Consider the following 22,979-nt stretch of genomic DNA (forward strand, 5'->3'; position numbering starts at 1 on the left):
GCCGCTCACAAAGAAGCGCGAAGAGAACAAGGGAACAAGAAAATGACCAAAGTCATCAAGAACGGCACCGTCGTCACCGCCGACCGCTCGTGGAAGGCGGACGTGCTGTTCAGCCACGGCAAGATCGTCGCCATCGGCTCGGACCTGCACGGCGATCACGAGTATGATGCCACCGGCTGCTATGTCATGCCCGGTGGCATAGACCCGCACACCCATCTCGAAATGCCGTTCATGGGCACCTATTCGGCCGACGATTTCGAATCCGGTACGCGGGCGGCCCTCGCCGGCGGCACGACGATGGTGGTCGATTTCTGCTTGCCGTCGCCGCAGCAATCGCTGCTCGAAGCCCTGCAGATGTGGGACAACAAGACGTCCAAGGCTGCCTGCGACTATTCCTTCCACATGGCCATCACCTGGTGGGGCAAGCAGGTGTTCGACGAGATGGCGACCGTCGTCGACAAGGGCATCACCTCGTTCAAACACTTCATGGCCTACAAGGGCGCGCTGATGGTGGATGACGACGAGATGTACGCGTCGTTCCAGCGCTGCGCCGACCTTGGCGCGCTGCCGCTGGTGCACGCCGAGAATGGCGATGTGGTTGCAGCACTCTCGCAAAAGCTGCTCGCCGCGGGCAACAATGGTCCCGAGGGCCATGCCTATTCGCGGCCGCCGGAAGTGGAAGGCGAGGCCACCAACCGCGCCATCATGATCGCCGACATGGCGGGCGTGCCACTCTATGTCGTGCATGTCTCCTGCGAGCAGAGCCACGAGGCCATCCGCCGGGCGCGGCAGAAGGGCATGCGGGTGTTCGGCGAGCCGCTGATCCAGCACCTGACGCTGGATGAGACCGAGTATTTCAACAAGGACTGGGACCACGCGGCGCGCCGCGTGATGAGCCCGCCCTTCCGCAACAAGCTGCACCAGGATTCGCTATGGGCCGGCCTGCAGGCGGGATCGTTGCAAGTGGTGGCGACCGACCATTGCGCCTTCACCACCAAGCAGAAGCGCAACGGCATCGGCGATTTCACCAAGATCCCAAACGGCACGGGCGGCCTCGAGGACCGCTTGCCAATGCTGTGGACCACGGGCGTCAACACCGGTCGGTTGACGATGAACGAGTTCGTCGCGGTGACCTCGACCAACATCGCAAAAATCCTCAACATGTATCCGAAGAAGGGCGCCATCGTCGAAGGTGCGGATGCCGACATCGTCGTCTGGGATCCGAAGCGCAAGAAGACGATTTCTTCGAAGAAGCAGCAGTCGGTCATCGACTACAATGTCTTCGAGGGCGTCGAGGTGACCGGACTGCCGCGCTTCGTCTTCTCGCGCGGTGAACTGTCGATCGAGGAGGCCGAAGTGAAGACCAAGCCCGGCCACGGCCAGTTCGTCGGGCGCGAGCCGAACGCCGCTGTCAACCGGGCGCTGTCGACGTGGAAAGAGATCACGGCGCCGCGCAAGGTGGAACGCTCAGGCATCCCGGCGACGGGGGTTTGAGCTTGGCGCGTTCCACCGCGCTCATCCTGTTGGTCTTGGCGGCGTTTGTCACTGGCCCGGCAATCGCGGCCGGCGTGCTGGCCGGCTCCTGGGGCAATGATGTCGGCTGTGCCGGCGTGAAGGCCGGTTATCAGGACAGCGATGCCTATATCCTGCTGACCGCCGAAGGCATCGAGACCTATGGCAGTGGCTGCCGGTTCGAACAGCAATTGACATCGGAGCCGGGCACGCAATCGCTGCGTTCGACCTGTTCGGCCGAGGGCGAAGCGGGAACGACGATCGAAACAATTCTGGTCACCAACAAGGGTGCGGATGGCTTCTTCGTCACCATTCCCGGCCTTGAGGAAATGGGGCCGCTGCAATCATGTTCGTGATGTCTTGAGCATTGGGATCTGGGGGATGAGCATGCGCGGTTTTGGTCTGCCTGTTGCGATGGTCGTCGTTTTGGCCGCCGGTCAGGCCTTCGCGGCAGGCATCGACCTGTCGAAGCCCTATGGCGACAAATATGGCTGCATCAACCGCAACGGCCAGGAAGTCGCCGCCGATCAGATGCTGCTCTTGACCGACAAGGAATTGATCACCGCGGCCAGCGCCTGCACCTTCACGAAGACGCAAGCGCAGGCTGACGGATCGCTGGTGGTGACGGCGACATGCGAGGCGGAAGGCGAAGACGGACAGGCGCCGACCAATTTCACCATCAAGCGCAGTGCCAAGAACGCCAAGAAGCTGACGATCGCCGATGCGGACGGCAATGTGATGGGGGAAGTCTCGCGGTGCAAATGACGGCGATCCCGTCGACCTCAGGCGACCAGCGCATCCAGTTCCGGCAGCAGGACGACGCTTTCCTGTTCGTTGGGATCGGTGCGGGCAATGACGGCCGAGGACGGGGCATTGCTCAGATTGGCCGGCAGATGCGGCACGCCGGCCGGGATATAGAAGAGGTCGCCGGCCTTGACGACGATATGGTGCTCGAGCCGGTCGCCATACCAGGTATGGACCTCGCCGGAGAGCACGTAGATCGCCGTTTCGTGGTTCTCGTGCAGATGCGCCTTGGCGCGGGCGCCGGGCGGCATGGTGAGAACATGCATGCAGATACCGGAGGAGCCGACCGACTCGGTGGCGATGCCGGCGAAATAGGTTAAACCCTGCTTGCCTTCATAAGTGCTTTCAGGGCGGATAAGATGACAAGTGGGTTTGGGCGACATCGGGGAACTCCGGGCGTCGATTTGAGTGGGACAGGCTTGGTGGGACTGGGCCAAATGGGACAGGGTAAGTGGAAAACAACATCGCGATAAAAGCAATCGGAATCCGGCCGGCGCCCCTGTGGCGAGAACGGGCAGGCAACGGCCGATGACAGGGATTTCGCCAGCCGTCGTTGCGGCAAGCAAACTTGGCCTTACCTTCCAGACCAATGACGGGCCGGTCCAGGCGCTGTCCAATGTCGACCTGACCATCGGCAAAGGTGAGTTCGTGTCCTTCATCGGGCCGTCGGGCTGCGGCAAGACCACGCTGCTGCGCGTTATCGCCGATTTGGAGAAGCCGACCTCGGGGACGATCTCGGTCAACGGCATGACCGCGGAGCAGGCGCGCGAGAAACGCGCCTATGGCTATGTCTTCCAGGCCGCCGCGCTGTTTCCGTGGCGCACCATCGAACGCAATGTCGCCCTGCCGCTGGAGATCATGGGCCTGTCCAGGGCGGAGCAGGCGGAGCGTATCAAGCGCACGCTCGACCTCGTCAATCTGTCAGGCTTCGAGAAGAAATATCCCTGGCAGCTCTCCGGTGGCATGCAGCAGCGCGCCTCGATCGCCCGCGCGCTGGCCTTCGACGCCGACCTGCTCTTGATGGACGAGCCGTTCGGCGCGCTGGACGAGATCGTGCGCGATCACCTCAACGAGCAATTGCTGCAGCTCTGGGCACGCACCAACAAGACCATCTGCTTCGTCACCCACTCCATCCCGGAAGCGGTGTATCTGTCGACGCGCATCGTCGTCATGTCTCCACGGCCTGGCCGGGTCAGCGACATCATCGAATCGACGCTGCCCAAGGAGCGGCCGCTGGATATCCGCGAAACGCCGGAGTTTTTGGCGATCGCGGCGCGCGTGCGGGATGGGTTGAGGGCAGGGCACAGTTATGATGATTGAGGCGGCCCGCTAGATGGACTCCTTCCGCGACAAGCTCGTTCCCGTAACCTCCATCCTCGCCGGCGTGGTCGTCCTCTGGTACGTCTTCGCCGTCATCCTCAACGCGCCGTTCCAGCGCGATCTCGACACCCGTGCCAACGAAACGCCCGGCGCCGTCGAATTCATCGGCAAGACGCTTGCGCAGCCGAAGCCGACGCTGCCGGCGCCGCACCAGGTGGCGGTGAACTTCTTCGAGAACACGTTCCTGCGGCCCATCAATTCGAACCGCAGCCTCGTCTACAATGCCTGGATAACGCTGTCGTCGACGCTGCTCGGCTTTGCCTTCGGTACCGCGCTCGGCATCATCATCGCCGTCGGCATCGTCCATGTGGCGACGCTCGACCGCAGCCTGATGCCGTGGATCATCGCCTCGCAGACCATCCCCATCCTGGCGGTGGCGCCGATGATCATCGTGGTGCTCGCGGCTATCGGCGTCACCGGCCTGATCCCGAAAGCGATGATCTCGACCTATCTGTCGTTCTTCCCGGTCACCGTCGGCATGGTGAAGGGGCTGCGCTCGCCCGAGATCATGCATCTCGATCTGATGCACACCTATAATGCCAGCCCCTCGCAGACCTTCTGGAAGCTGCGCGTGCCGGCCTCGGTGCCGTTCCTGTTCACCTCCATGAAGGTGGCGGTGGCGGCGAGCCTCGTCGGCGCCATCGTCGGCGAACTGCCGACGGGCGCGGTCGCCGGCATCGGCGCCAAGCTGCTTGCCGGCGCCTACTACAGCCAGTCCATCGACATCTGGTCGGCGCTGGTCGCCGGTTCGATCGTGGCGGCACTGCTGGTCATGGTGGTTGGTATTGCCGGCCGCATCGTCGACCGCGCCATGGGCGGGAGGCCGGCATGAACTGGCTGAAACCTTCCTGGCAAGCCGTGCTGGCGATCGTGCTGTGCCTGATCGCGGTGGCGCTCGGCGCCATGTCGAAGCCGGAAGCAGCAGCTCTTGCGGACCCGGCGGCCAGCATCAACTACCCTTATCTCGGAACCAAGGGCTTGATGCTCTGCCTGGCGATCGTGGCGGCGCTGGTCTCGATGACCAGGATTCCATCGCTTGCGGAAGCCGTCGTGCTGTTCGTCGGCGCCCATCTCGTTGCCTGGCTGCTGATCTCGGGCATTGCCGGGTTCGAAGGCACGGCATTGGCGCCGTACTTCCTGCTGCTCACGGCCGCCTGGCTGCTCGGCTGGCGCTGCGTGGCGGTGCTGTCGGGGCTTCGCCCAATGGCGGGTTCGGCCCGGAACGCGCTGCGCCTGATCATCCCGGCCATCTTCGGCGCCTGGATCCTGATCATCTGGGAAGCGGTGACGCGGGGCGCCGGCATTCCCTTCATCCTGTTGCCGCCGCCCAGCGCCATCGGCGTGCGCATCGTCAGTTCGCTGCCTATACTTGGCGCCGATGTGCGGCAGACCATCTTCAAGGCGGTGCTGTTCGGCTATGTCGTGGGCAGCGGCGCCGGCTTCATCGTTGCCATCCTCGCCGACCGCGTGCCGTTCCTGCGGCGCGGGCTCTTGCCGATCGGCAACATGGTCTCGGCGCTGCCGATCATCGGCGTGGCACCCATCATGGTGATGTGGTTCGGCTTCGACTGGCAGTCCAAGGCGGCGGTCGTCATCATCATGACGTTCTTCCCGATGCTGGTGAACACGGTCGCAGGCCTTGCCGCATCAGGCCATATGGAGCGCGACCTGATGCGCACCTATGCGTCTGGCTACTGGCCGACGCTGATCAAGCTCAGGCTGCCGGCTGCAGCCCCCTTCATCTTCAACGCGCTGAAGATCAACTCGACGCTGGCGCTGATCGGCGCCATCGTCGCCGAGTTCTTCGGCACGCCCGTTGTCGGCATGGGCTTCCGCATCTCGACCGAGGTCGGGCGGATGAACATCGACATGGTCTGGGCCGAAATCGCAGTTGCAGCACTTGCGGGTTCGGTCTTTTATGGCGTGGTCGCTCTTGTCGAAAGAGCCGTCACGTTTTGGCATCCCTCTGTCCGTGGTGGATAGGGGCGGTGGGTTTAAGGGCACTAACTCCAGAGGGTAAAAGAATGAAAAAGCTGATTATTCCCGTTCTGGCCGGCGCAATGTCGCTGGCCGCGTTCCAGGCAATGGCCGCCGACAAGGTGACGTTGCAGCTGAAATGGGTCACCCAGGCGCAGTTTGCCGGCTACTATGTCGCCAAGGCCAAGGGTTTCTATGAGGCCGAAGGCCTCGACGTCGACATCAAGCCGGGCGGCCCGGACATTGCGCCCGAGCAGGTGATCGCCGGCGGCGGCGCCGATGTCATCGTCGACTGGATGGGTGGAGCGCTGGCCGCACGCGAAAAGGGCGTGCCGCTTGTCAACATCGCCCAGCCGTTCAAGAAGGCCGGCATGGAGCTGGTCTGCCCGAAGGACGGCCCGATCAAGACCGAAGCCGACTTCAAAGGCCATACGCTCGGCGTCTGGTTCTTCGGCAACGAATATCCGTTCTATGCCTGGATGAACAAGCTTGGCCTGAAGACCGAAGGTGGTCCGGACGGCGTCACAGTGCTGAAGCAGAGCTTCGACGTGCAGCCGCTGATCCAGAAGCAGGCGGATTGCATCTCGGTCATGACCTACAATGAGTACTGGCAGCTGATCGACGCCGGCTACAAGCCGGAACAGCTCACCGTGTTCAACTACTCGGCGATGGGCAACGACCTGCTCGAGGACGGGCTCTATGCGTCGGAAGACAAGCTCAAGGATCCGGCCTTCGAGGACAAGATGGTGCGTTTCGTGCGCGCGTCGATGAAGGGCTGGAAATACGCCGTCGAGAACAATGACGAAGCCGCGGGCATCGTCATGGACGGCGGCGGCCAGGACGAGAACCACCAGAAGCGGATGATGAGCGAAGTCGCCAAGCTGATCGACAATGCCGACGGCAAGCTCGATCCGGCGACCTATGAGCGCACTGCCAAGGCGCTGCTCGACCAGAAGATCATCACCAAGGAGCCGAAGGGCGCCTACACCACCGCCATCACCGACAAGGCGATCAAGTAAACCTGTTGGGGCGTGGTCCCGAAGGATCATGCTCTGACGTAAATTGGAACGGCGCCCTCAGAGGCGCCGTTCCTTTATGGTGTTCATGACGAAGCTGGTTTCGATCGAGGCGACGCATTTCAGCCGCGCGATCTTTTCCTTGATGAAGCGCTCATATTGTTCGAGGCTGCCGGTCACCACCTTCAGCACATAGTCGCGCGAACCGGTGACGAGGTGGCACTCCAGCACCTCTTCCCAGCCGCGGATCGCCTCCTCGAACATGACGATCTCGTCCTCGTTCTGGCGGCTGAGCCGGATGGTGGCGATGGCGACCATGCTCCAGCCGAAGGCGGCGGGGTCGACCAGCGTGGTGTAGCCCCTGATGACGCCCGTCTCCTCCAGCCGCCGCACGCGCCTCAGGCAAGGCGACGGCGACAGGCCGATGCGCTCGGCAAGCTCATTGTTGGTGATGCGGGCATCGGCCTGCAGTTCCCTGAGAATCCTGAGGTCGAAATCATCGGCTATCTTCTGCTGCAATTTTTATTCCCTTGGGCAGTTTCTTGCTGCCAAGCAGCCATGCTGGGTCGAAAATAGCAAGGACTGGCTGATCGGGATCGCATAAATTGCGGCGCGACATCCCTCGAACGCAGGAAAAGCCATGACCGCGCCACGCCCGTCGAAAACCCATATCGGCAACCACAAGCTCCATCCGGAGACGCTGATGCTGAGCTATGGTTTCGATCCGCAGCTTTCGGAAGGCGCGGTCAAGCCGCCGGTGTTCCTGACATCGACCTTCGTGTTCAAATCGGCGGAAGAGGGGCGCGACTTCTTCGACTACACGTCCGGGCGCAAGGAGCCGCCGAGCGGCACGGCGTCGGGCCTGGTCTATTCGCGTTTCAACCACCCCAACAGCGAGATCGTCGAGGATCGGCTGGCAATCTATGAAGGCACGGATGCCTGCATCCTGTTTTCTTCGGGCATGTCGGCGATCGCCACGACCTTGCTCGCCTATGCCCGTCCGGGCGATGTCATCCTACATTCGCAGCCGCTCTATGGCGGCACCGAGACGCTGTTGACGCGCACGCTGTCCGGCTTCGGTATCGGTGCTGTCGGCTTCGCAGACGGTGTCGATGAGGCGGCGGTGCGGGCGACGGCCGATGCCGCGGTGGCGAAGGGGCGCGTTTCGGTCATCCTGATCGAGACGCCGTCGAACCCGACCAACAGCCTGGTCGATATTGCGTTGATGCGGACGATCGCCGACGAGATCGGCGCCAGCCAAGGTTCGACGCCGATCATCGTCTGCGACAACACGCTGCTCGGCCCGGTGTTCCAGCGGCCGATCGAACACGGCGCCGATGTCTCCGTCTATTCGCTGACCAAATATGTTGGCGGCCATTCCGACCTGATCGCTGGTGCGGCGATGGGCGCCAAGGCGGTCACCAAGCCGATCAAGGCGCTGCGCGGCGCGATCGGTACGCAGCTCGACCCGCATTCCTGCTGGATGCTCGGCCGTTCGCTGGAGACGCTGTCGATCCGCATGGAGCGGGCCAACGACAATGCGCGCCTGGTCGCCGAATTCCTGCGTGACCATGCCAAGGTCGAGAAGGTGCATTATCTGCCGTTCCTGGGCGAGGACACGCCGGCGGGCCGCGCCTATTCGAGGCAATGCAGCGGCGCCGGCTCGACCTTCTCCTTCGACATCAAGGGCGGGGAGAAGGCGGCTTTCGCCTTTCTCAACGCGTTGCAGATCTTCAAGCTGGCGGTGAGCCTCGGCGGCACGGAGTCGCTCGCCAGCCACCCGGCCGCCATGACCCATTCCGGCATTCCCTTCGACGTGCGCCAGCGCATCGGCGTGCTGGAGACCACGGTCAGGCTGTCAATCGGTGTCGAGCATCCCGACGATCTGATCGCCGACCTGACGCAGGCGCTGGCGGCGGTCTGACGGCTCTCTTCTCAAAGCTGGAAGGGGCGGGCGATCGCCCCTTTTTTGTTTTCCCGGTCACAAAACCGTGTTCAGGGAAACATTGCGCCGCCCAGCCGTTGCAGTTGAGGCATGCGCGCTCCGGGGGAGCAGCGACGCATGCCACAGCCAATCGGAGGTTCTTCATGCGCACATATTCTTTCCTGCCGGTGCTTTCGGCGCTGGCCGTTTCGACCGCCTTTCTGCTCGCTTCGCCAGCAATGGCCGAGGTGGTGAAGTACAAGGCGACGCTCGATGGCGGCCAGCAGAGCCCGCCCGTCACCACCAAGGGCAAAGGCACCGCCACGCTCACCTTCGACACCACCAAGAAGAAACTCAGCTGGGACGTCAAATATTCCGGCCTCAGCGGGCCGGCGACGGCAGCGCATATTCACGGCCCGGCGGCGATGGGCGCGAATGCCGCTCCCGTGATCCCGTTCAAAGGCAAGCTCAAGAGCCCGATCAAGGGCTCGGCTACGCTGACGGACGCGCAGGCCGCCGACCTGGCAGCCGGCAACTACTATGTCAACCTCCACACCGCCGCCAACAAGGACGGCGAGATCCGCGGTCAGATCGAGGCCGCGAAGTAGCGCAAACCGCCTGAAAAAGGGGCGGCCGCCCGCCCCTTTTTCTTGAATTATGCCTTGTCGCGGATTTGCGTCATCGTGCGGGTTGGCGTGATCGCTTCGGGATCGAGCCTGATTTCGACGATCGCCGGCTTGCCGCTGGCTCGTGCTCGCTCGAAGGCGGGCCCGAAGTCGGCCGTCTTCTCCACGGTCTCGCCATGGCCGCCATAGGCGCGGGCCAGCGACGCGAAATCGGGGTTCCTGAGATCGGTGGCGACGACGCGGCCGGGATATTCGCGTTCCTGGTGCATGCGGATGGTGCCGTAAATGCCGTTGTTGACGACAATCACGATGATCGGCAGGTCGTACTGCACGGCGGTGGCGAATTCCTGGCCGTTCATCAGGAAACATCCGTCGCCGGCAAAGGCGATCACGGTGCGATCCGGATAAAGCGCCTTGGCGGCGACCGCCGCCGGTGTGCCGTAGCCCATCGAGCCGGAGGTCGGCGCCGCTTGGGTCGCAAAACGGCGGAAGCGGTGGAAACGATGCACCCAGGTGGCGTAGTTGCCGGCGCCGTTGGCGAAGATGGCGTCGTGCGGCAGTTCCTCTTCCAGGTAGTTCATGATCGGACCCATCTGCACGTCGCCCGGGCCTGTCTGCGGCGGCGTCGACCACTCGAGATAGGCGCTATGCGCTTTCGCTGTCTCAGTCGCCCATGTTGGCGTGTCGGTTGGCTTGCGCTTGACAAAGGCCTCGACGAAGGCGGCGGGCGAGGCGTTGATCGCCAGCGTCGGCCGGTAGACCCGGCCGAGCTCGCCGGCGTCGGCGTGGACATGCACCAGCGCCTGGTCGGGATAAGGGCTTTTCAGCAGCGTATAGTCGGAAGAGGGCATCTCGCCCAAGCGCCCGCCGATCAAGAGCACGACGTCGGCCGCCTTGATTTGCGCAGCCAGCCTGGGGTTGATGCCGATGCCGACGTCGCCGGCGTAGTTCGCGTGAAGATGGTCGAACAGCATCTGGCGGCGGAAAGAGCAGCCGACGGGAAGCGACCATGCCTCCGATATGGCGCGCATCCGTGCAACCGCTTCCTCATTCCAGCGTGTGCCGCCGAGGATGACGAAGGGTCGCTTGGCGCCGGCAAGCAGCATTTCCAGCGCATCGAGTTCGGCCCCGCCGGGATAGGTCTCGACCGGCGTGTGGGGAAGGGCTTCCGGCGCCTCGACTTCACTGGTCAGCATGTCTTCGGGCAGCGAGATGACAACCGGTCCAGGGCGGCCTGACGTCGCGACCGCGAAGGCGCGGGTGACGAATTCGGGGATGCGGGAGGCGTCGTCGATCTCGACCACCCATTTGGCGATGTCGCCGAAGAACCTCTTATAGTCAACCTCCTGGAACGCCTCGCGCTCCTTGGCGTGGCTGGCGACCTGGCCGATGAACAGGATGAGCGGCACCGAATCCTGCATGGCGATGTGGATGCCCGCGGATGCGTTGGTGGCGCCGGGGCCGCGGGTGACGAAGCAGATGCCGGGCTGGCCGGTCAGCCGCCCCTGGCAGTCGGCCATCATCGCGGCGCCGCCTTCCTGGCGGCAGACGATGGTGCGGATCGATGAATCGTGCAGCGCGTCTAGCACCGCCAGGTAGGATTCGCCCGGCACGCAGAAGATGCGGTCGGTGCCGTTGGCTTCCAGCGCGTCGACGATCAGTTGTCCACCGGTCTTCATTTCCCGGACCTCTCCAGTTCGGCAAGGATTTCTTGCGTGTGTTCGCCAAGGCGCGGCGAGGGGCGCTCGTAGACCAGGGGCGTGCCCGACATCACCATCGGCGCGCGCACCGAAGGCAGAAGATTGCCATGGCCGTCGTCGAGGTCGAGCCGCATGCCGCGCGCGATGGTCTGCGGGTCGGCGAACATCTGGCCGATCGTGTTGATCGGGCTCGCCGGCACGCTTGCCGCTTCCAGCTTGGCCAGCAGCGGGTCGCGATCGACCGTACTCAGCGCCTCGACAATGCGTTCGCGCAGCTTCACCCGGTTGGCGACCCGGGCCGGATTGGTGGCGAAATCGGGATCGGTCGACAGCGCATCCAATCCGACGGCAGCGCAGAATTTGGCGAACTGACCGTCATTGCCGACCGCCAGGATGATGTGGCCGTCGCGTACCGGCACCACCTCGTAGGGCGCGATGTTCATATGCGCGTTGCCCATTTGCACAGGCGACTTGCCGGAGACGAGATAGTTGAGGTTCTGGTTGCCGAGCGCCGAGATCTGGGTGTCGAACAGCGCCATGTCGATATGCTGGCCTTCGCCGGTCTGGTCGGCGTGCCGCAACGCGGCCTGGATGGCGATGACGGAATAGAGGCCGGTGAAGATGTCGGAGATGGCGACGCCGGCCTTTTGCGGCTCGCGCCCGACCTCGCCGGTGATCGACATCATGCCGGCCATGGCCTGGATGATGAAGTCATAGCCGGCGCGCGGCGCGTATGGCCCATCCTGGCCGAAGCCGGTGATCGAGCAATAGACGAGGCGCGGGTTGATCTTGTGCAGGCTGTCATAGTCGAGCCCGTATTTCTTCAGGCCGCCGAGCTTGAAATTCTCGATCAGCACATCCGATGTGGCGACCAGACGGCGGATGGTTTCCGCACCTTCGGGCGTCGAGAAGTCGATGGCGATGGAGCGCTTGCCGCGATTGCAGGAATGGTAGTAGGCGGCCGACAAGTTCTCGCCGTCATGGCTCATGACGAAGGGCGGACCCCATTTGCGGGTGTCGTCGCCGCCATCGGGGCTTTCGACCTTGATGACGTCGGCGCCGAGATCGGCAAGCAATTGCCCGGCCCATGGCCCGGCAAGGATGCGGGCGAGTTCGACGACGCGGACGCCTTTCAGGGGTGGTTCGGCCATAAGTCACCGTGGTTGCCGCAATCACCGTGATTGCCGCGAAAGCAGAGCCTCTATCAAGCCCGGCACCGGCTGTCACGGCCCTTGCGATGGGCCAACAGGCCGGTTCCAAAGGGATTCGGGGCGCTATTTCAGCACGCCATCGGCCCAGGCGGCGAAATCGTTCATGATGATGTCGCGGTTCACCTCGTTCAGGCTTTCGTGGCGGGTGTCGGCGTAAACCTTTGAAACGAGATTCGAAAAGCCCATCGCGCGCATCCGATTGGCGAGGTGGGTGATGCCCTTGCCATAGTCCGAGGCGGGATCTTTCTCGCCACCGACGATGGCGACGGGAAGGTCGCGCCGGACGCCGGCGAAGGCGGCATCCTTGCCGCCGTTGAGCGCCATCGAGACCACGTCGCGCCACATCGAGACGGAAGCATCCCAGCCGCACAGCGGATCGGCGATGTATTTCGCCACCTCCGCCTCGTCGCGCGACAGCCAGTCGAACAGCGTGCGGTGATTGGGCACCGCCTTGCCCCAGGCCTGGAAGGTGAGTTTCGGCAGCAGGCGGGACGGGACGTCGGAGCCCAGGCGCATCCGCTCCCAGGCGAGGATGCCGAGCGCCACTTGCCCATGCAGGCCTTGTGAAAAATTGCCGTTCCAGATCGCGGCGGCATGGACACGTGGTGAGTGTTCCAAAAGGTAGTTCAGCGCCACCGACGCGCCCATCGAATGACCGAAGAGGATAACCGGCAGGCCTGGGCATTCGCTGGCGATGAGATCGTGGATGGCATCGACATCGGCGATCACCTTGGCCCGGCCATCCCAGTCGGCGAATTTACCGAGCGGCGCGTCGGGCGCCCTGGTCGCGCCGTGACCGCGATGGTCATGGACATAGACGTGGAAGCCGCGCGCGGCGAGGAAATCGGCAAAGCGGGCATAGCGCGCCGCGTGCTCGGCCAGGCCGTGGTTGATCTGGACGACGGCGCGTGGCCGGCCTTCGGCCTGCCTGATGAGGAGATTGAGATCGGCGCCTGTGGGTGAGCGGACCATGCGTTGCTGATTGAAAGGCATGGCCGCCCTCTCTCCCTCATTTTGTCGTTGTTGGTTTTGTTTGCGCTGACGCCGGTTTTGCGTCAATCCACAGCAACTGTTTTTGCGCGACGATCTTTCTTGCCACGGACCAGCAAAATATCGCAATTCTGACATGGAGACAGCTTCAGTCTGTCGCCAACTTGTTCAGCCGGGGATTTCTCATGCGCATTGGTGTCGTTTTCGGATTGGCCATGCTGGCGGCATCGCTGGCCAATGCTGCGCATGCCGACGTCAAGATGAACGGCACCTTCGTTGCCGACGCCGCCTGTCCGGCGACACAGGCCATCAAGAACGGCAAGAACCCCGGCAATGTCTCGACCGATGCCGGACAGAGCTACCAGCTGCTTGCCGGCAACAAGGACGCGCCGACGCATTATCTGATCCTGGTGCCGGGCGCCGATCCGGAGCGCCGCTGGGTGAAGGTCACTTGCGGCCATCTGTCGGGCAGCAATGCCGCGACGGCGCCGGCCGCACCTGGCGGACAAGGCAAGCCCGCCGCGTCGGGAAAACCCGAATATGTCTTCGCCCTGAGCTGGCAGCCGGCTTTCTGCGAGACCAAGTCCAGCAAGACCGAATGCAAGGCGCAGAACCCTGGCGAGTTCGATGCCACCAACTTCACCTTGCATGGGCTGTGGCCGCAGCCGAACGGCAATTTCTATTGCCAGGTGGCGGCCAGCGACAAGGCCAATGACAATCCTGCCCACTGGAAGGATCTGCCGCCGGTCAATCTCGATGCCGGTACGCGCAAGGAGCTCGATCAGGTGATGCCGGGCACGGCCTCCCAGCTCGAACGGCATGAATGGATCAAGCACGGCACCTGCTACGGCAAGAGCCAACAGGAGTACTTTTCCGACGCGCTCGGCCTGATGCGGCAGGTCAACGCCTCGCCGGTGCGCGAACTCTTCGCCAAGACCATTGGCGGCAAGCTGACGGCGGACCAGATCCGTGGCGCCTTCGACACCGCCTTTGGCGCCGGGGCAGGGGATCGCGTGCGGGTGTCCTGCGTCATCGACCCCTCAAACGGCCGGCGGCTGATCGGCGAACTGACGCTCGGCCTTGCCGGCCCGATCGGCCCGAACGCTTCGCTCAAGGACCTGCTACTGGCCTCGGTGCCGACCAACAAGGCTGGTTGCCCGATAGGCACCGTCGACGCGATCGGGTTCCAGTAAGGACCCGCGGCTTTCGACACGCCGTCGACGGCTGTCGCCGGCCCGTGAAGTGATGCTATGCTGTCTCGGCATCATTGAACGGGGGCGGCAATGAATGGCATGACAAGCAGTGCGCTGGCGCGGCTGGCCTTCTGGGCCAAGGGCATGGTTTCGATCAATAATGCCCGGATGGAGTGGCCGGGCTTTTCCTATACCGATAGCGAATGGGCGCGCATGCGCACGCTGTCGCAGCCGATCGGCCCCGGCACCTACCAGCTGTTCACGATCGTCAATGCGGCGATCTTCATCGCTATCGCGGCGCTCGGCATGTTCGGCGTCTTCCTGCCGCTGGCGACGCTGCTGTTCCCGATACCGGCGGAAACCAGCGCGCTGAAGTTCTCGCTGCTGCTCGCCGCCTGCGCCTTCCTCATCATCGGGCTCGGCCTGCCGATCTCGATGCGTCTCTCGGCCATGCTGGTGGGCGGCAAGACGCTGCGCGCGGCGCTGGTCCCCGCATCGGGCGACGAGGCCTTGGCCACAAAAGTCTCCTGGCAGATCAACCGCATCATGCTGATTATGTGCGGCCTGCTGGTGCCGGGAATTCTTTTGTTCATTGCCTACGACATCCAGGCCGGGCCAATCATCACCGCGTTGAAATGGCTGGCAATCGCGCTGATGGCGGTCTCGACGCTGACCGGAATTGCGCGACAGAGAAAATCCTAGATCAGAACTGCGCCGATTTCGTCCAGGCGACGGCGGCGTCCGGCTCATGGCCTCCCGGTTCGCCGACGACGCGGTCGCGCCCGGTCGACTTCGCCTTGTAGAGGCGCTGGTCGGCAAGCGCGAACAGATCGGCAAGGCAGCGCGTCGTTTCGCCGACGGTTGAAACACCGGCGCTGACGGTCAACTCGAGACGGCCGGTGACGGCCGATGCCTTGACCGCGTAGCGGATGCTCTCGCCAAACAGCCTGGCGACGGGATGCGGGCGTGAACTCAGGATGGCGAATTCCTCGCCGCCGATGCGGAACACCTGGTCTTCGGCGCTCGCCACTTCGCGGAGCAGGGCGGCCACCGCTTTCAGCACCTTGTCGCCCTCGGCATGGCCGAAGCGGTCGTTGATGGACTTGAAATGATCGACATCGATGATCAGCAGGCTGAGAGGTCTCGCCGTGCGCAGGCTGACCTCGACGGCGGCTTCACCGTCGGCGTCGAAGCGGCCGCGATGCAGCAGGCCGGTCAGGCCGTCGCGACCGACATGCTCGACCAGCGCTTCATAGCGCTCGCGATAGGTCAGCGTTTCGAAAATGTCGGTCAGGCCACGCGGCAGCGCAATGTCGCGGGCCTCGAACCATTTGAGGTAGGCCACGAGCATGCCGCTGAAGGCCAGCGCCGCCGCCATCTTGGCGAACCAGCCGCCGAAGAAGACGGCGATCGGCGCGCCGGCGACGAAATGCAGCGCGGTGAAGAAGCCCGCCTGGTCGAAGGTCAGCACACAGGCGACGCAGATCAGGATGCGCGCGAACTGCGCCTTGCGCAGGGTACGCCCGAGTCTTTCGTAGAGCAGGATGATCAGGATGGCGTCGATGAACAAAAGCGTCGTGCCCCACACCATCAGCCAGCCCATCTCGTCGATGAAGCCGATGTCTGGCACCTTGCCGTCGGGGAGCGGCGCGATGGCATGCAGGCGCAACAGCAGCACCAGCCCGATCATCAGCGCATTGCCGAGCAGCAGGCCGTAGATGGGCTGGCGCACGGTGGCGGCGTCCTCCTTGATGTAGAGCAGGAGCAGCATCACCAGCTTGCCCGAAAACAGCACAGCCGAGCCCGGTGAGACCAGGCCGAACGGCAGCGCGACATAAAAGACGCTGGCGAGATAGGTTTCCAGGAAATGCATGACGCCGAGCGCGCAGACGAAGACGCCGAGACCAATGCGCTTCCTGAAGCGGAAAAGCGTCACCATGACGCTGAAGTAGACGACCGCCTCGGCAAGGAGCAGGAAACTGTTCAGCAATGCCGTCGATCCGCTTTCTCTACAGGAATCGTGGCCAGCCAGCGATTCCACCCCGATCCTGTTTTGACGCGGAAGGGTTAACCGGAGATTTCAACGCGCCTCGTGACCGTTGGAAAACTCGTCGGTCGGCGCACACTTGTCCGTGTGTTCGGCTTGATCCGGCAAAAGCGATTGCCGTTCGCCGCCGCATCGCCTACATAGCGGCCAACCTCCATTCAAATCGGCAAATCCAGTCAGTTTTTCAGGGAAAGCGCGCGTGGCACGCCAATTCATCTATCACATGTCCGGCCTGTCGAAGGCCTACGGCACCAAGAAGGTGCTCGATAATGTCCATCTGTCCTTCTATCCGGACGCCAAGATCGGCATTCTCGGGCCTAACGGCTCGGGTAAGTCGACGATCCTGCGCATCATGGCCGGGCTCGACAAGGAGTTTCAGGGCGAGGCATGGCTGGCCGAGGGCGCGACCGTTGGCTACCTGGCGCAGGAGCCGCATCTCGACCCCAAAAAGACCGTGATGGAAAACGTCATGGAAGGCGTCGCACGGAAGACGGCCATCATCGAGCGCTACAACGAACTGATGATGAACTATTCCGACGAGACGGCGGACGAGTCCGGCAAGCTGCAGGACGAAATGGACAGGCTCAACCTTTGGGATCTCGAGCAGCAAGTCGAGATGGCGATGGACGCACTACAGTGTCCGCCAGGCGATTCCGAAGTGACCAACCTGTCGGGCGGCGAGCGCCGCCGTGTCGCGCTTTGCCAGCTTCTGCTGCGTCAGCCCGACCTTCTGTTGCTCGACGAACCGACCAACCATCTCGATGCCGAGACCACGGCATGGCTGGAAAAGCACCTGCGCGACTATCCGGGCTCGGTGCTCATCATCACCCACGACCGCTACTTCCTCGACAATGTCACCGGCTGGATCCTCGAACTCGACCGTGGCCGCGGCATTCCCTATGAGGGCAACTACACCAGATATCTCGACGCCAAGGCCAAGCGCCTGATCCAGGAAGGCCGCGAGGATGACGCCCGCCAGAAATCAATCTGGCGCGAGCGCGAATGGATCCAGTCCTCGCCGAAGGCTCGCCAGACCAAGTCGAAGGCGCGTATCAAGGCCTATGAGGAACTGGTCGAGCAGTCGCAGAACCGCAAGCCGACCGACACGCAGATCGTCATCCCTTCGAGCGAGCGCCTCGGCAACGTCGTCATCGAGGTCGAAGGCCTCAACAAGGGTTTTGGCGACGAACTTCTGATCGAGAACCTGTCGTTCCGGCTGCCGCCGGGCGGCATCGTCGGCGTCATCGGCCCGAACGGCGCCGGCAAGACGACGCTGTTCAAGACCTTCACCGGCCAGGAAAAGCCGGATGCGGGCACCGTGCGCATCGGCGAGACGGTCAAGCTCGGCTATGTCGACCAGAGCCGCGATGCGCTGGATGGCAGCAAGACCGTGTGGGAAGAAATCTCCGGCGGCGCCGAAATCATCAAGCTCGGCAAGCACGAGATCAACAGCCGCGCCTATTGCTCGTCCTTCAACTTCCGTGGCGGCGATCAGCAGCAGAAGGTCGGCAACCTCTCCGGCGGCCAGCGCAACCGCGTGCATCTGGCCAAGATGCTGAAGAACGGCGGCAATGTTCTGCTGCTCGACGAACCGACCAACGATCTCGACACCGAAACGCTGGGAGCGCTGGAAGACGCGCTCGAAGCCTATGCCGGCTGCGCCGTCATCATCAGCCACGATCGCATGTTCCTCGACCGCATGGCGACCCATATGCTGGCCTTCGAAGGCAACGCGCATGTCGAATGGTTCGAAGGCAATTTCGAGGAATATGAGAAGGACAAGCTGCGGCGCCTGGGCGCCGAAGCGGCGGCCCCGCACCGCATGACGCACAAGCGGCTGACGCGGTAGGGGATCGTTCGGGCGGTGAATTCTCAAAGCCACATGAGGAGCTCAAATGGCCGACTGGTCCGCCGCCCAATATCTGAAATTCGAGGATGAGCGCACGCGGCCGGCGCGTGACCTTGTCGCGCAAGTGCCGGTCGATTTTCCGCGCCGGGTCGTCGACATAGGCTGCGGGCCGGGCAATTCGACCGAGCTTCTGGTCGAACGCTGGCCGGATGCTGCCGTGAGCGGCTTCGACACCTCTCCCGACATGATCGAGAAGGCGAGGGCGCGCCTGCCCAATGTCAGCTTCGACCTCGCCGATGCATCGACCTGGCAGCCGGCCGAACCGGTCAATGTGATCTTCGCCAATGCAGTGTTCCAGTGGCTGCCCACGCATCCGGCGGTGTTCCAGCGGCTGATGGGCTTTCTGGCGCCCGGAGGCGCGCTCGCCGTGCAGATGCCGGACAATCTGCTTGAGCCCTCGCATCAGATGATGCGGGAAACCGCTGCCGAAATGCCGTTCGCCGAGAAGCTGAAGGGTGCGGCGCGCGGACCGTTGCCGCCGGTGTCGTTCTACTATGACCTGTTGTCACCGCTCTCCGATAGGCTGGATATCTGGCATACGGCCTACAACCATCCGCTGGCCGACGCCGAGGCGATCGTCGAGTGGGTGAAGTCGACCGGGCTGAAGCCTTTCCTCGATCCGCTTGACGCGGACGAGCGCAAGATCTTCCTCGACAGCTACACCGCAAAGATCGCCAAGGCCTATCCGAAGGCCGCCAACGGCAAGGTGCTGCTGCGTTTCCCGCGCATTTTCATCGTCGCCAAGCGGGCAGGCTAGGAAAGAATTACCCACTTTATGTGCGGCCCTTTGCAGCGGCTTGACCCCGTTTCGCCGTCATGCCCAATTCATCGCGTGGGGCCTTGATGGCCGCGTGGCAGGGGGGAAACAATGCGTTTGGAAAGGTTGCTCTATGGCGGCGGCGTGTGCGCGGCGGCACTTCTGGCGTTCTCGGTTTCGGCGGAAGCCAAACGGGCGCGCTGCTTCACCACGGATGACGGCTATTTCCCGTGCAGCTACCGCGCGATCGATGATGCAGGCAGCTTCCGCATCTCGGCGCCGGGTTACCCGACCTATGTGCTGGAGATCGACGGGCCGGGCTTTGCCTATGGCTATGTCAATCTCGGCCGCCGCAACGTGCCGCTGCCGGGACAGTTCGTGCGCAGCCGCGACGACGGCGCCTGCTGGAACAATCCGCAGACAAACACCAAAGTGTGCGCCTGGTGAAATCCTGGTTCGACCCGGCCTGAACATTTGGTTTAAGCCGGCGTAAACCGGCCTGGTGAGAAAAGTGTTGCGCCGAAGCGTTTCGGCGCCCACATGAAGCCGCAACGCCTGCGGATGGGACGGACTGAAACATGCATCGCGTCATCATCAGCGGCATCGGCGCTGAAATTCCTGAAGCTGTCATCACGAATGAAGAACTGGTCGAGAGCTTCAACAGCTGGGTCGACACGGAGAATGCGCGCCGCCAGGGCACCGGCGAGGCGCTGCTGCAGAAATCCGACAGCGACTTCATCGTCCATGCCTCGGGGGTGAAATCCCGTCATGTCATCGAGCGCGAAGGCATTCTCGACCCGACCCGCATGACACCGCGCATTCCGGCGCGGCCCGACGATGCGCTGTCGCTGGAGGCCGAGTTCGGCATCGCCTCGGCCAGGAAGGCGCTCGACCATGCCGGGCTTGAACCGTCCCAGATCGACCTGATCATCTGCTCGGCCTCGCACCATCAGCGCCCCTATCCGGCGATCGCCATCGAAATGCAGGAGGTGCTCGGCACGACCGGCGCCGGCTTCGACATGGGACTTGGCTGTTCGTCCGCGGCGGCGGCGCTGCACATGGCGGTCAATCTGGTGCGCTCTGGCGCGCATAAGCGCATCCTGGTGACCACGCCCGAAATCATCACCGGCCATCTCAATTTCCGCGACCGGCAGACGCATTTCATCTTCGGCGACGCCTCGGTGTCGATGGTGGTGGAGGGACTTGCCCAGGGCGACAAGCGGCCGGGGCGTTTCGAGGTGCTGGACACGCGGCTGTGGACGCAGATGTCGAACAACATCCGCACCAATCTCGGCTACCACACCCGCACCGCCCAGGACGATCCCTACATGATCAACCTGGAAGGCAACCTGATCAAACAGGTCGGCAACAAGGTGTTCAAGGAAGTCACCGTCGCCGGCCAGAAATTCATCGTCGAGTTCCTGGCCGAGCATGGGCTGACGCCGCAGGCGATCCGGCGCTTCTGGCTGCACCAGGCCAATGCGCGCATGAATGCGATGATCCTGAAACTGTCGTTCGGCCACGATGTCGATCACGACCGTGCGCCGATGGTGCTGGAGCGGCTGGGCAACACGGCGGGCGCCGGCGCCATCGTTGCGCTGTCGGAGAACCATGCCGACATGAAACCCGGCGATTTCGGCTTGATCTGCGCCTTTGGCGCGGGCTATTCGATAGGCGGCGCGCTCATCCGAATGCTCTAGGCATATCGCGGTGACGCCGGCCTGAAGGGACCTTCGTCTCGTCCCGGCCGCTTCGCGCCGTCCTTCACTCCCGTCCAGCCTGACCTGACCCTCAACACAGCCTGTGTTGGGGCTCAGCTTGAATTGACGCGATCCGTTTCGGAAAGGAGAGTTCCAATGGTCGATGCCCGATGCAGTTGCGGTGCCCTCACGCTGACGCTGACAGGACCGTCAAAACTGGTTGTCGCCTGCCACTGTCTCGATTGCCAGCGCCGAACCGGCGCGCCCTTCGGCGTCGGCGCCTTTTATCCGGCCGACACTGTCGCCATCTCAGGAACCTCGAGAGAATTCACCCGCGAAGCGGCAAGCGGCGGCAAGGTGCGCAACCACTTCTGTCCCGCCTGCGGCTCGACGGTCTATTGGAAAGCCGACAGGCTGCCGTCATTGATTGGTGTCGCCGTCGGCGCCCTGGTTGACCCGAAATACCCGCCGCCCGCCCGGTCGATCTTCGAGCAATCGAAACATGATTGGGTAGAAATCGACGGCGCCGTCGACCATTTTCGGCAAGGCAGCGCGACCGGCAAATCAAGCTGAACTGGCGTTCCAACGCACCTTGGCGTGTCAGGCCGGCATAAAGGGAACCAGCATCGGCACCCGCCGCGCGTAGTCGTCATAGGCGGGACCAAGTTCGCCGCGCAGGAAGCGCTCCTCGAGCCTTGCCTTCATGACGATGCCGATGGTGAGCAGTGCGACACCTGCGATGCCCCAGACGGTGCCCTTCGTCGCCACGGTGGCGAGGAGCGCCAGCAGCAATCCTGTATAGATCGGGTGACGGACCAGCCCATAGGGGCCGGTATCGATCACACGGTGGTCGGCTTTGGCGGTGATCGAGGCCGACCACAGCCTGCCCAAATGGATGCGCGCCCACCACGAGAAGATGAGGCCGATGGCGATCAGGGCAATGCAAGCCCAAGCCTCGGCCAGGGTCGGAGTCCACAATCTCAACATGCCTTCATAGCCGTGCGCCGGAACGAACAGCAGGACTGTGCCTGCCAGCCAGAAGATACGATAACGGACCTCCGTGCCTAGGGTGGCGCGTTTTTGAGCCGGATCAGCCCACGTGGCGGCCGCAATCCAGGTGACCACCCAGACGAGCCAAAGCAGCGCGATCACCGTCGCCGGTCGCATGAGAACCTCCACAGTGTCTCGCCACCATGAAAGCGATCCGACGCGGCGGCAATGCGGCGCGGCGGGCGTTCCGGTAAGAAGGTCGTGATCGAATGTTTGCCTGGCAAGGGCTTCGAACGGTTGCTGGCAGCTGCCGCGATGGCATGTCGTACGATCTAGCCGCGGCGTTGCGCTGGCCTTCGGGGCAACATCAATGCAAGGATTGAAGCTCCATCGGAGAGGGGTGAGGGATGAAAGCTTGTCGCGCAAGGATTATCGGCACCAGGTCTTTGGTGTTGGCCGCCGCCTGTTCGTTAGCGCTGCCGTTCATTGGGACGACGACTGCTCAGGCCAAATCCGGCGATAGATGGCAAAGCGTTGATGCTGCCGTCCGCGAAGCAAGACGGATGGACAAGGCCGGCATGCGGCCAACGTCGATAGATTGCAAACTCGGCCGAGGACTGCTCATTGTCGTCAAGCTTGAGTATGTGAAGTCAAGGCTTCCCAAGCCGTTTTGGCAGTTTGAGGCTGGCGACGCCGCGCGGATTGCCGAGGCAGAAAAATTCGCTCGCTCTGTCGATATGCCCAGAACGCAAATCAAGACCTTCCGAAATCCGAGTACAGGCGAAAAGTTCTATTGCGCGATCTGGTCTCGCGAGAAATAGCCGAGAAAAGGCAGCGCGATGCTTCATTCAACGGGGCTGCTGAACATCCACTGCACGCCATAGGCGTCGACCAGCATGCCGAAACTGGTTCCCCAACATTGCCGCGCCAGGGGAACCGTGATGCGGCCGCCGGCGGCCATACGGGAGAAAAGGTCCCGCATGGCCGCGAGGTCATCAAACTCCAGCATCATGGCGGAACCTTTCATCGGCTCCGCATCGTCATTGTCGGAGGCATGGAACAGCACGCCCGGACCTTCGAAGCGCGCATGCAGGATTTTTCCGCGCATGGTTTCCGTGCGCACCGGCATGCCGTTGTCGCCCCAGCGCAACAGGATCGTTCCCCGGCCAAGACCGCACTGTTCGTAGAACGCCAGTGCCGGCTCGCAATTGGTGGTGAAGAACAGCGAGGGGGAGAGCCACTT

25 protein-coding genes are annotated in these 22,979 nt (G+C 63.1%); 17 read left to right on the forward strand and 8 right to left on the reverse strand.

What is annotated here, in order from left to right:
* The first annotated feature begins 42 nt into the window (after window positions 1–42).
* Genes hydA through JG746_RS15995 form a run of 3 tightly spaced genes read left to right on the forward strand, consistent with a single transcriptional unit; the run spans window position 43 to window position 2,277 of the window.
* Window positions 43–1,494, forward strand: coding sequence for a dihydropyrimidinase (gene hydA / locus JG746_RS15985; RefSeq protein ID WP_202359003.1), 1,452 nt, complete (start codon window positions 43–45; stop codon window positions 1,492–1,494).
* Between the two features lie 2 nt (window positions 1,495–1,496).
* A complete protein-coding gene (locus JG746_RS15990; RefSeq protein ID WP_202359004.1) occupies window positions 1,497–1,868 on the forward strand; it encodes a hypothetical protein in 372 nt (123 codons plus the stop codon).
* 31 nt (window positions 1,869–1,899) lie between these two features.
* Window positions 1,900–2,277, forward strand: a complete 378-nt coding sequence (locus JG746_RS15995; protein ID WP_202359005.1) for a hypothetical protein — start codon at window positions 1,900–1,902, stop codon at window positions 2,275–2,277.
* A gap of 17 nt (window positions 2,278–2,294) precedes the next feature.
* On the opposite strand, the gene JG746_RS16000 is transcribed toward JG746_RS15995, so the two are convergent.
* Window positions 2,295–2,699 carry a cupin domain-containing protein gene (locus JG746_RS16000; protein ID WP_015317160.1) on the reverse strand — a complete coding sequence of 135 codons (405 nt, stop codon included), beginning with the start codon at window positions 2,697–2,699 and terminating at the stop codon, window positions 2,295–2,297.
* A 145-nt stretch (window positions 2,700–2,844) separates the two neighbouring features.
* On the opposite strand from JG746_RS16000, the gene JG746_RS16005 reads away from it, so the two are divergent.
* From JG746_RS16005 to JG746_RS16020, 4 genes are read left to right on the forward strand one after another with little or no spacing between them, the layout of a single operon-like run.
* A complete protein-coding gene (locus tag JG746_RS16005; protein WP_056571950.1) occupies window positions 2,845–3,636 on the forward strand; it encodes an ABC transporter ATP-binding protein in 792 nt (263 codons plus the stop codon).
* Window positions 3,637–3,649: 13 nt separating this feature from the next.
* Window positions 3,650–4,528 carry an ABC transporter permease gene (locus JG746_RS16010; RefSeq protein WP_202359006.1) on the forward strand — a complete coding sequence of 293 codons (879 nt, stop codon included), beginning with the start codon at window positions 3,650–3,652 and terminating at the stop codon, window positions 4,526–4,528.
* On the forward strand, window positions 4,525–5,679 hold the full coding sequence (locus JG746_RS16015; RefSeq protein ID WP_202359007.1) for an ABC transporter permease: 1,155 nt from the start codon (window positions 4,525–4,527) through the stop codon (window positions 5,677–5,679). The genes JG746_RS16010 and JG746_RS16015 overlap by 4 nt, the downstream gene beginning before the upstream one ends.
* Window positions 5,680–5,720: 41 nt before the next feature.
* The gene (locus JG746_RS16020) at window positions 5,721–6,692 is read left to right on the forward strand and encodes an ABC transporter substrate-binding protein (protein ID WP_202359008.1); all 972 of its coding nucleotides are present in this window, start codon (window positions 5,721–5,723) and stop codon (window positions 6,690–6,692) included.
* Between the two features lie 57 nt (window positions 6,693–6,749).
* Here the strand turns inward: JG746_RS16020 and JG746_RS16025 are convergent, their stop codons facing one another.
* Window positions 6,750–7,208, reverse strand: coding sequence for an Lrp/AsnC family transcriptional regulator (locus JG746_RS16025; RefSeq protein ID WP_202359009.1), 459 nt, complete (start codon window positions 7,206–7,208; stop codon window positions 6,750–6,752).
* Between the two features lie 121 nt (window positions 7,209–7,329).
* Here JG746_RS16025 and JG746_RS16030 point away from each other — a divergent pair, with 121 nt between their 5' ends.
* On the forward strand, window positions 7,330–8,613 hold the full coding sequence (locus tag JG746_RS16030; protein ID WP_202359010.1) for a cystathionine gamma-synthase family protein: 1,284 nt from the start codon (window positions 7,330–7,332) through the stop codon (window positions 8,611–8,613).
* Window positions 8,614–8,777: 164 nt separating this feature from the next.
* Entirely contained in the window at window positions 8,778–9,221 is a 444-nt protein-coding gene (locus tag JG746_RS16035; RefSeq protein ID WP_202359011.1) for a CHRD domain-containing protein, read from the forward strand.
* Between the two features lie 47 nt (window positions 9,222–9,268).
* On the opposite strand, the gene JG746_RS16040 is transcribed toward JG746_RS16035, so the two are convergent.
* From JG746_RS16040 to JG746_RS16050, 3 genes are all read right to left on the reverse strand, one after another.
* A complete protein-coding gene (locus JG746_RS16040) occupies window positions 9,269–10,918 on the reverse strand; it encodes a thiamine pyrophosphate-binding protein (protein ID WP_202359012.1) in 1,650 nt (549 codons plus the stop codon).
* Window positions 10,915–12,090, reverse strand: a complete 1,176-nt coding sequence (locus tag JG746_RS16045) for a CaiB/BaiF CoA transferase family protein (protein WP_202359013.1) — start codon at window positions 12,088–12,090, stop codon at window positions 10,915–10,917. Before JG746_RS16045 ends, JG746_RS16040 begins: the two co-directional genes overlap by 4 nt.
* Window positions 12,091–12,213: 123 nt before the next feature.
* Window positions 12,214–13,143, reverse strand: a complete 930-nt coding sequence (locus JG746_RS16050; protein ID WP_202359014.1) for an alpha/beta fold hydrolase — start codon at window positions 13,141–13,143, stop codon at window positions 12,214–12,216.
* A 182-nt stretch (window positions 13,144–13,325) separates the two neighbouring features.
* On the opposite strand from JG746_RS16050, the gene JG746_RS16055 reads away from it, so the two are divergent.
* Window positions 13,326–14,333 (forward strand): ribonuclease T2, encoded by a 1,008-nt coding sequence (locus tag JG746_RS16055; protein WP_202359015.1) that lies wholly within the window; start codon window positions 13,326–13,328, stop codon window positions 14,331–14,333.
* Between the two features lie 90 nt (window positions 14,334–14,423).
* Window positions 14,424–15,035 carry a hypothetical protein gene (locus JG746_RS16060; protein WP_202359016.1) on the forward strand — a complete coding sequence of 204 codons (612 nt, stop codon included), beginning with the start codon at window positions 14,424–14,426 and terminating at the stop codon, window positions 15,033–15,035.
* A gap of 1 nt (window position 15,036) precedes the next feature.
* Here the strand turns inward: JG746_RS16060 and JG746_RS16065 are convergent, their stop codons facing one another.
* Window positions 15,037–16,323: a GGDEF domain-containing protein gene (locus tag JG746_RS16065; RefSeq protein ID WP_202359017.1), complete on the reverse strand. Its 1,287-nt coding sequence runs from the start codon at window positions 16,321–16,323 to the stop codon at window positions 15,037–15,039.
* Window positions 16,324–16,579: 256 nt separating this feature from the next.
* On the opposite strand from JG746_RS16065, the gene ettA reads away from it, so the two are divergent.
* From ettA to JG746_RS16090, 5 genes are all read left to right on the forward strand, one after another.
* Window positions 16,580–18,229 (forward strand): energy-dependent translational throttle protein EttA, encoded by a 1,650-nt coding sequence (gene ettA, locus JG746_RS16070; RefSeq protein WP_202359018.1) that lies wholly within the window; start codon window positions 16,580–16,582, stop codon window positions 18,227–18,229.
* Window positions 18,230–18,275: 46 nt separating this feature from the next.
* On the forward strand, window positions 18,276–19,046 hold the full coding sequence (gene tam / locus JG746_RS16075) for a trans-aconitate 2-methyltransferase (protein WP_202359019.1): 771 nt from the start codon (window positions 18,276–18,278) through the stop codon (window positions 19,044–19,046).
* A gap of 111 nt (window positions 19,047–19,157) precedes the next feature.
* Window positions 19,158–19,493 carry a hypothetical protein gene (locus JG746_RS16080; RefSeq protein WP_202359020.1) on the forward strand — a complete coding sequence of 112 codons (336 nt, stop codon included), beginning with the start codon at window positions 19,158–19,160 and terminating at the stop codon, window positions 19,491–19,493.
* A 131-nt stretch (window positions 19,494–19,624) separates the two neighbouring features.
* Window positions 19,625–20,746, forward strand: coding sequence for a beta-ketoacyl-ACP synthase III (locus tag JG746_RS16085; protein WP_202359021.1), 1,122 nt, complete (start codon window positions 19,625–19,627; stop codon window positions 20,744–20,746).
* A 156-nt stretch (window positions 20,747–20,902) separates the two neighbouring features.
* Window positions 20,903–21,319 (forward strand): GFA family protein, encoded by a 417-nt coding sequence (locus tag JG746_RS16090; protein ID WP_202359022.1) that lies wholly within the window; start codon window positions 20,903–20,905, stop codon window positions 21,317–21,319.
* 27 nt (window positions 21,320–21,346) lie between these two features.
* On the opposite strand, the gene JG746_RS16095 is transcribed toward JG746_RS16090, so the two are convergent.
* On the reverse strand, window positions 21,347–21,913 hold the full coding sequence (locus JG746_RS16095) for a methyltransferase family protein (protein WP_202359023.1): 567 nt from the start codon (window positions 21,911–21,913) through the stop codon (window positions 21,347–21,349).
* A 230-nt stretch (window positions 21,914–22,143) separates the two neighbouring features.
* Here JG746_RS16095 and JG746_RS16100 point away from each other — a divergent pair, with 230 nt between their 5' ends.
* The gene (locus JG746_RS16100; protein ID WP_202359024.1) at window positions 22,144–22,557 is read left to right on the forward strand and encodes a hypothetical protein; all 414 of its coding nucleotides are present in this window, start codon (window positions 22,144–22,146) and stop codon (window positions 22,555–22,557) included.
* Between the two features lie 23 nt (window positions 22,558–22,580).
* Here JG746_RS16100 and JG746_RS16105 read toward each other — a convergent pair whose 3' ends face one another.
* Complete coding sequence (locus tag JG746_RS16105) at window positions 22,581–22,961, reverse strand: VOC family protein (RefSeq protein ID WP_202359384.1); 381 nt, start codon at window positions 22,959–22,961, stop codon at window positions 22,581–22,583.
* Window positions 22,962–22,979 lie beyond the last annotated feature (18 nt).

Origin of the sequence: Mesorhizobium sp. 113-3-3 (genome assembly GCF_016756495.1) — a bacterium.
Taxonomy (GTDB): domain Bacteria; phylum Pseudomonadota; class Alphaproteobacteria; order Rhizobiales; family Rhizobiaceae; genus Mesorhizobium.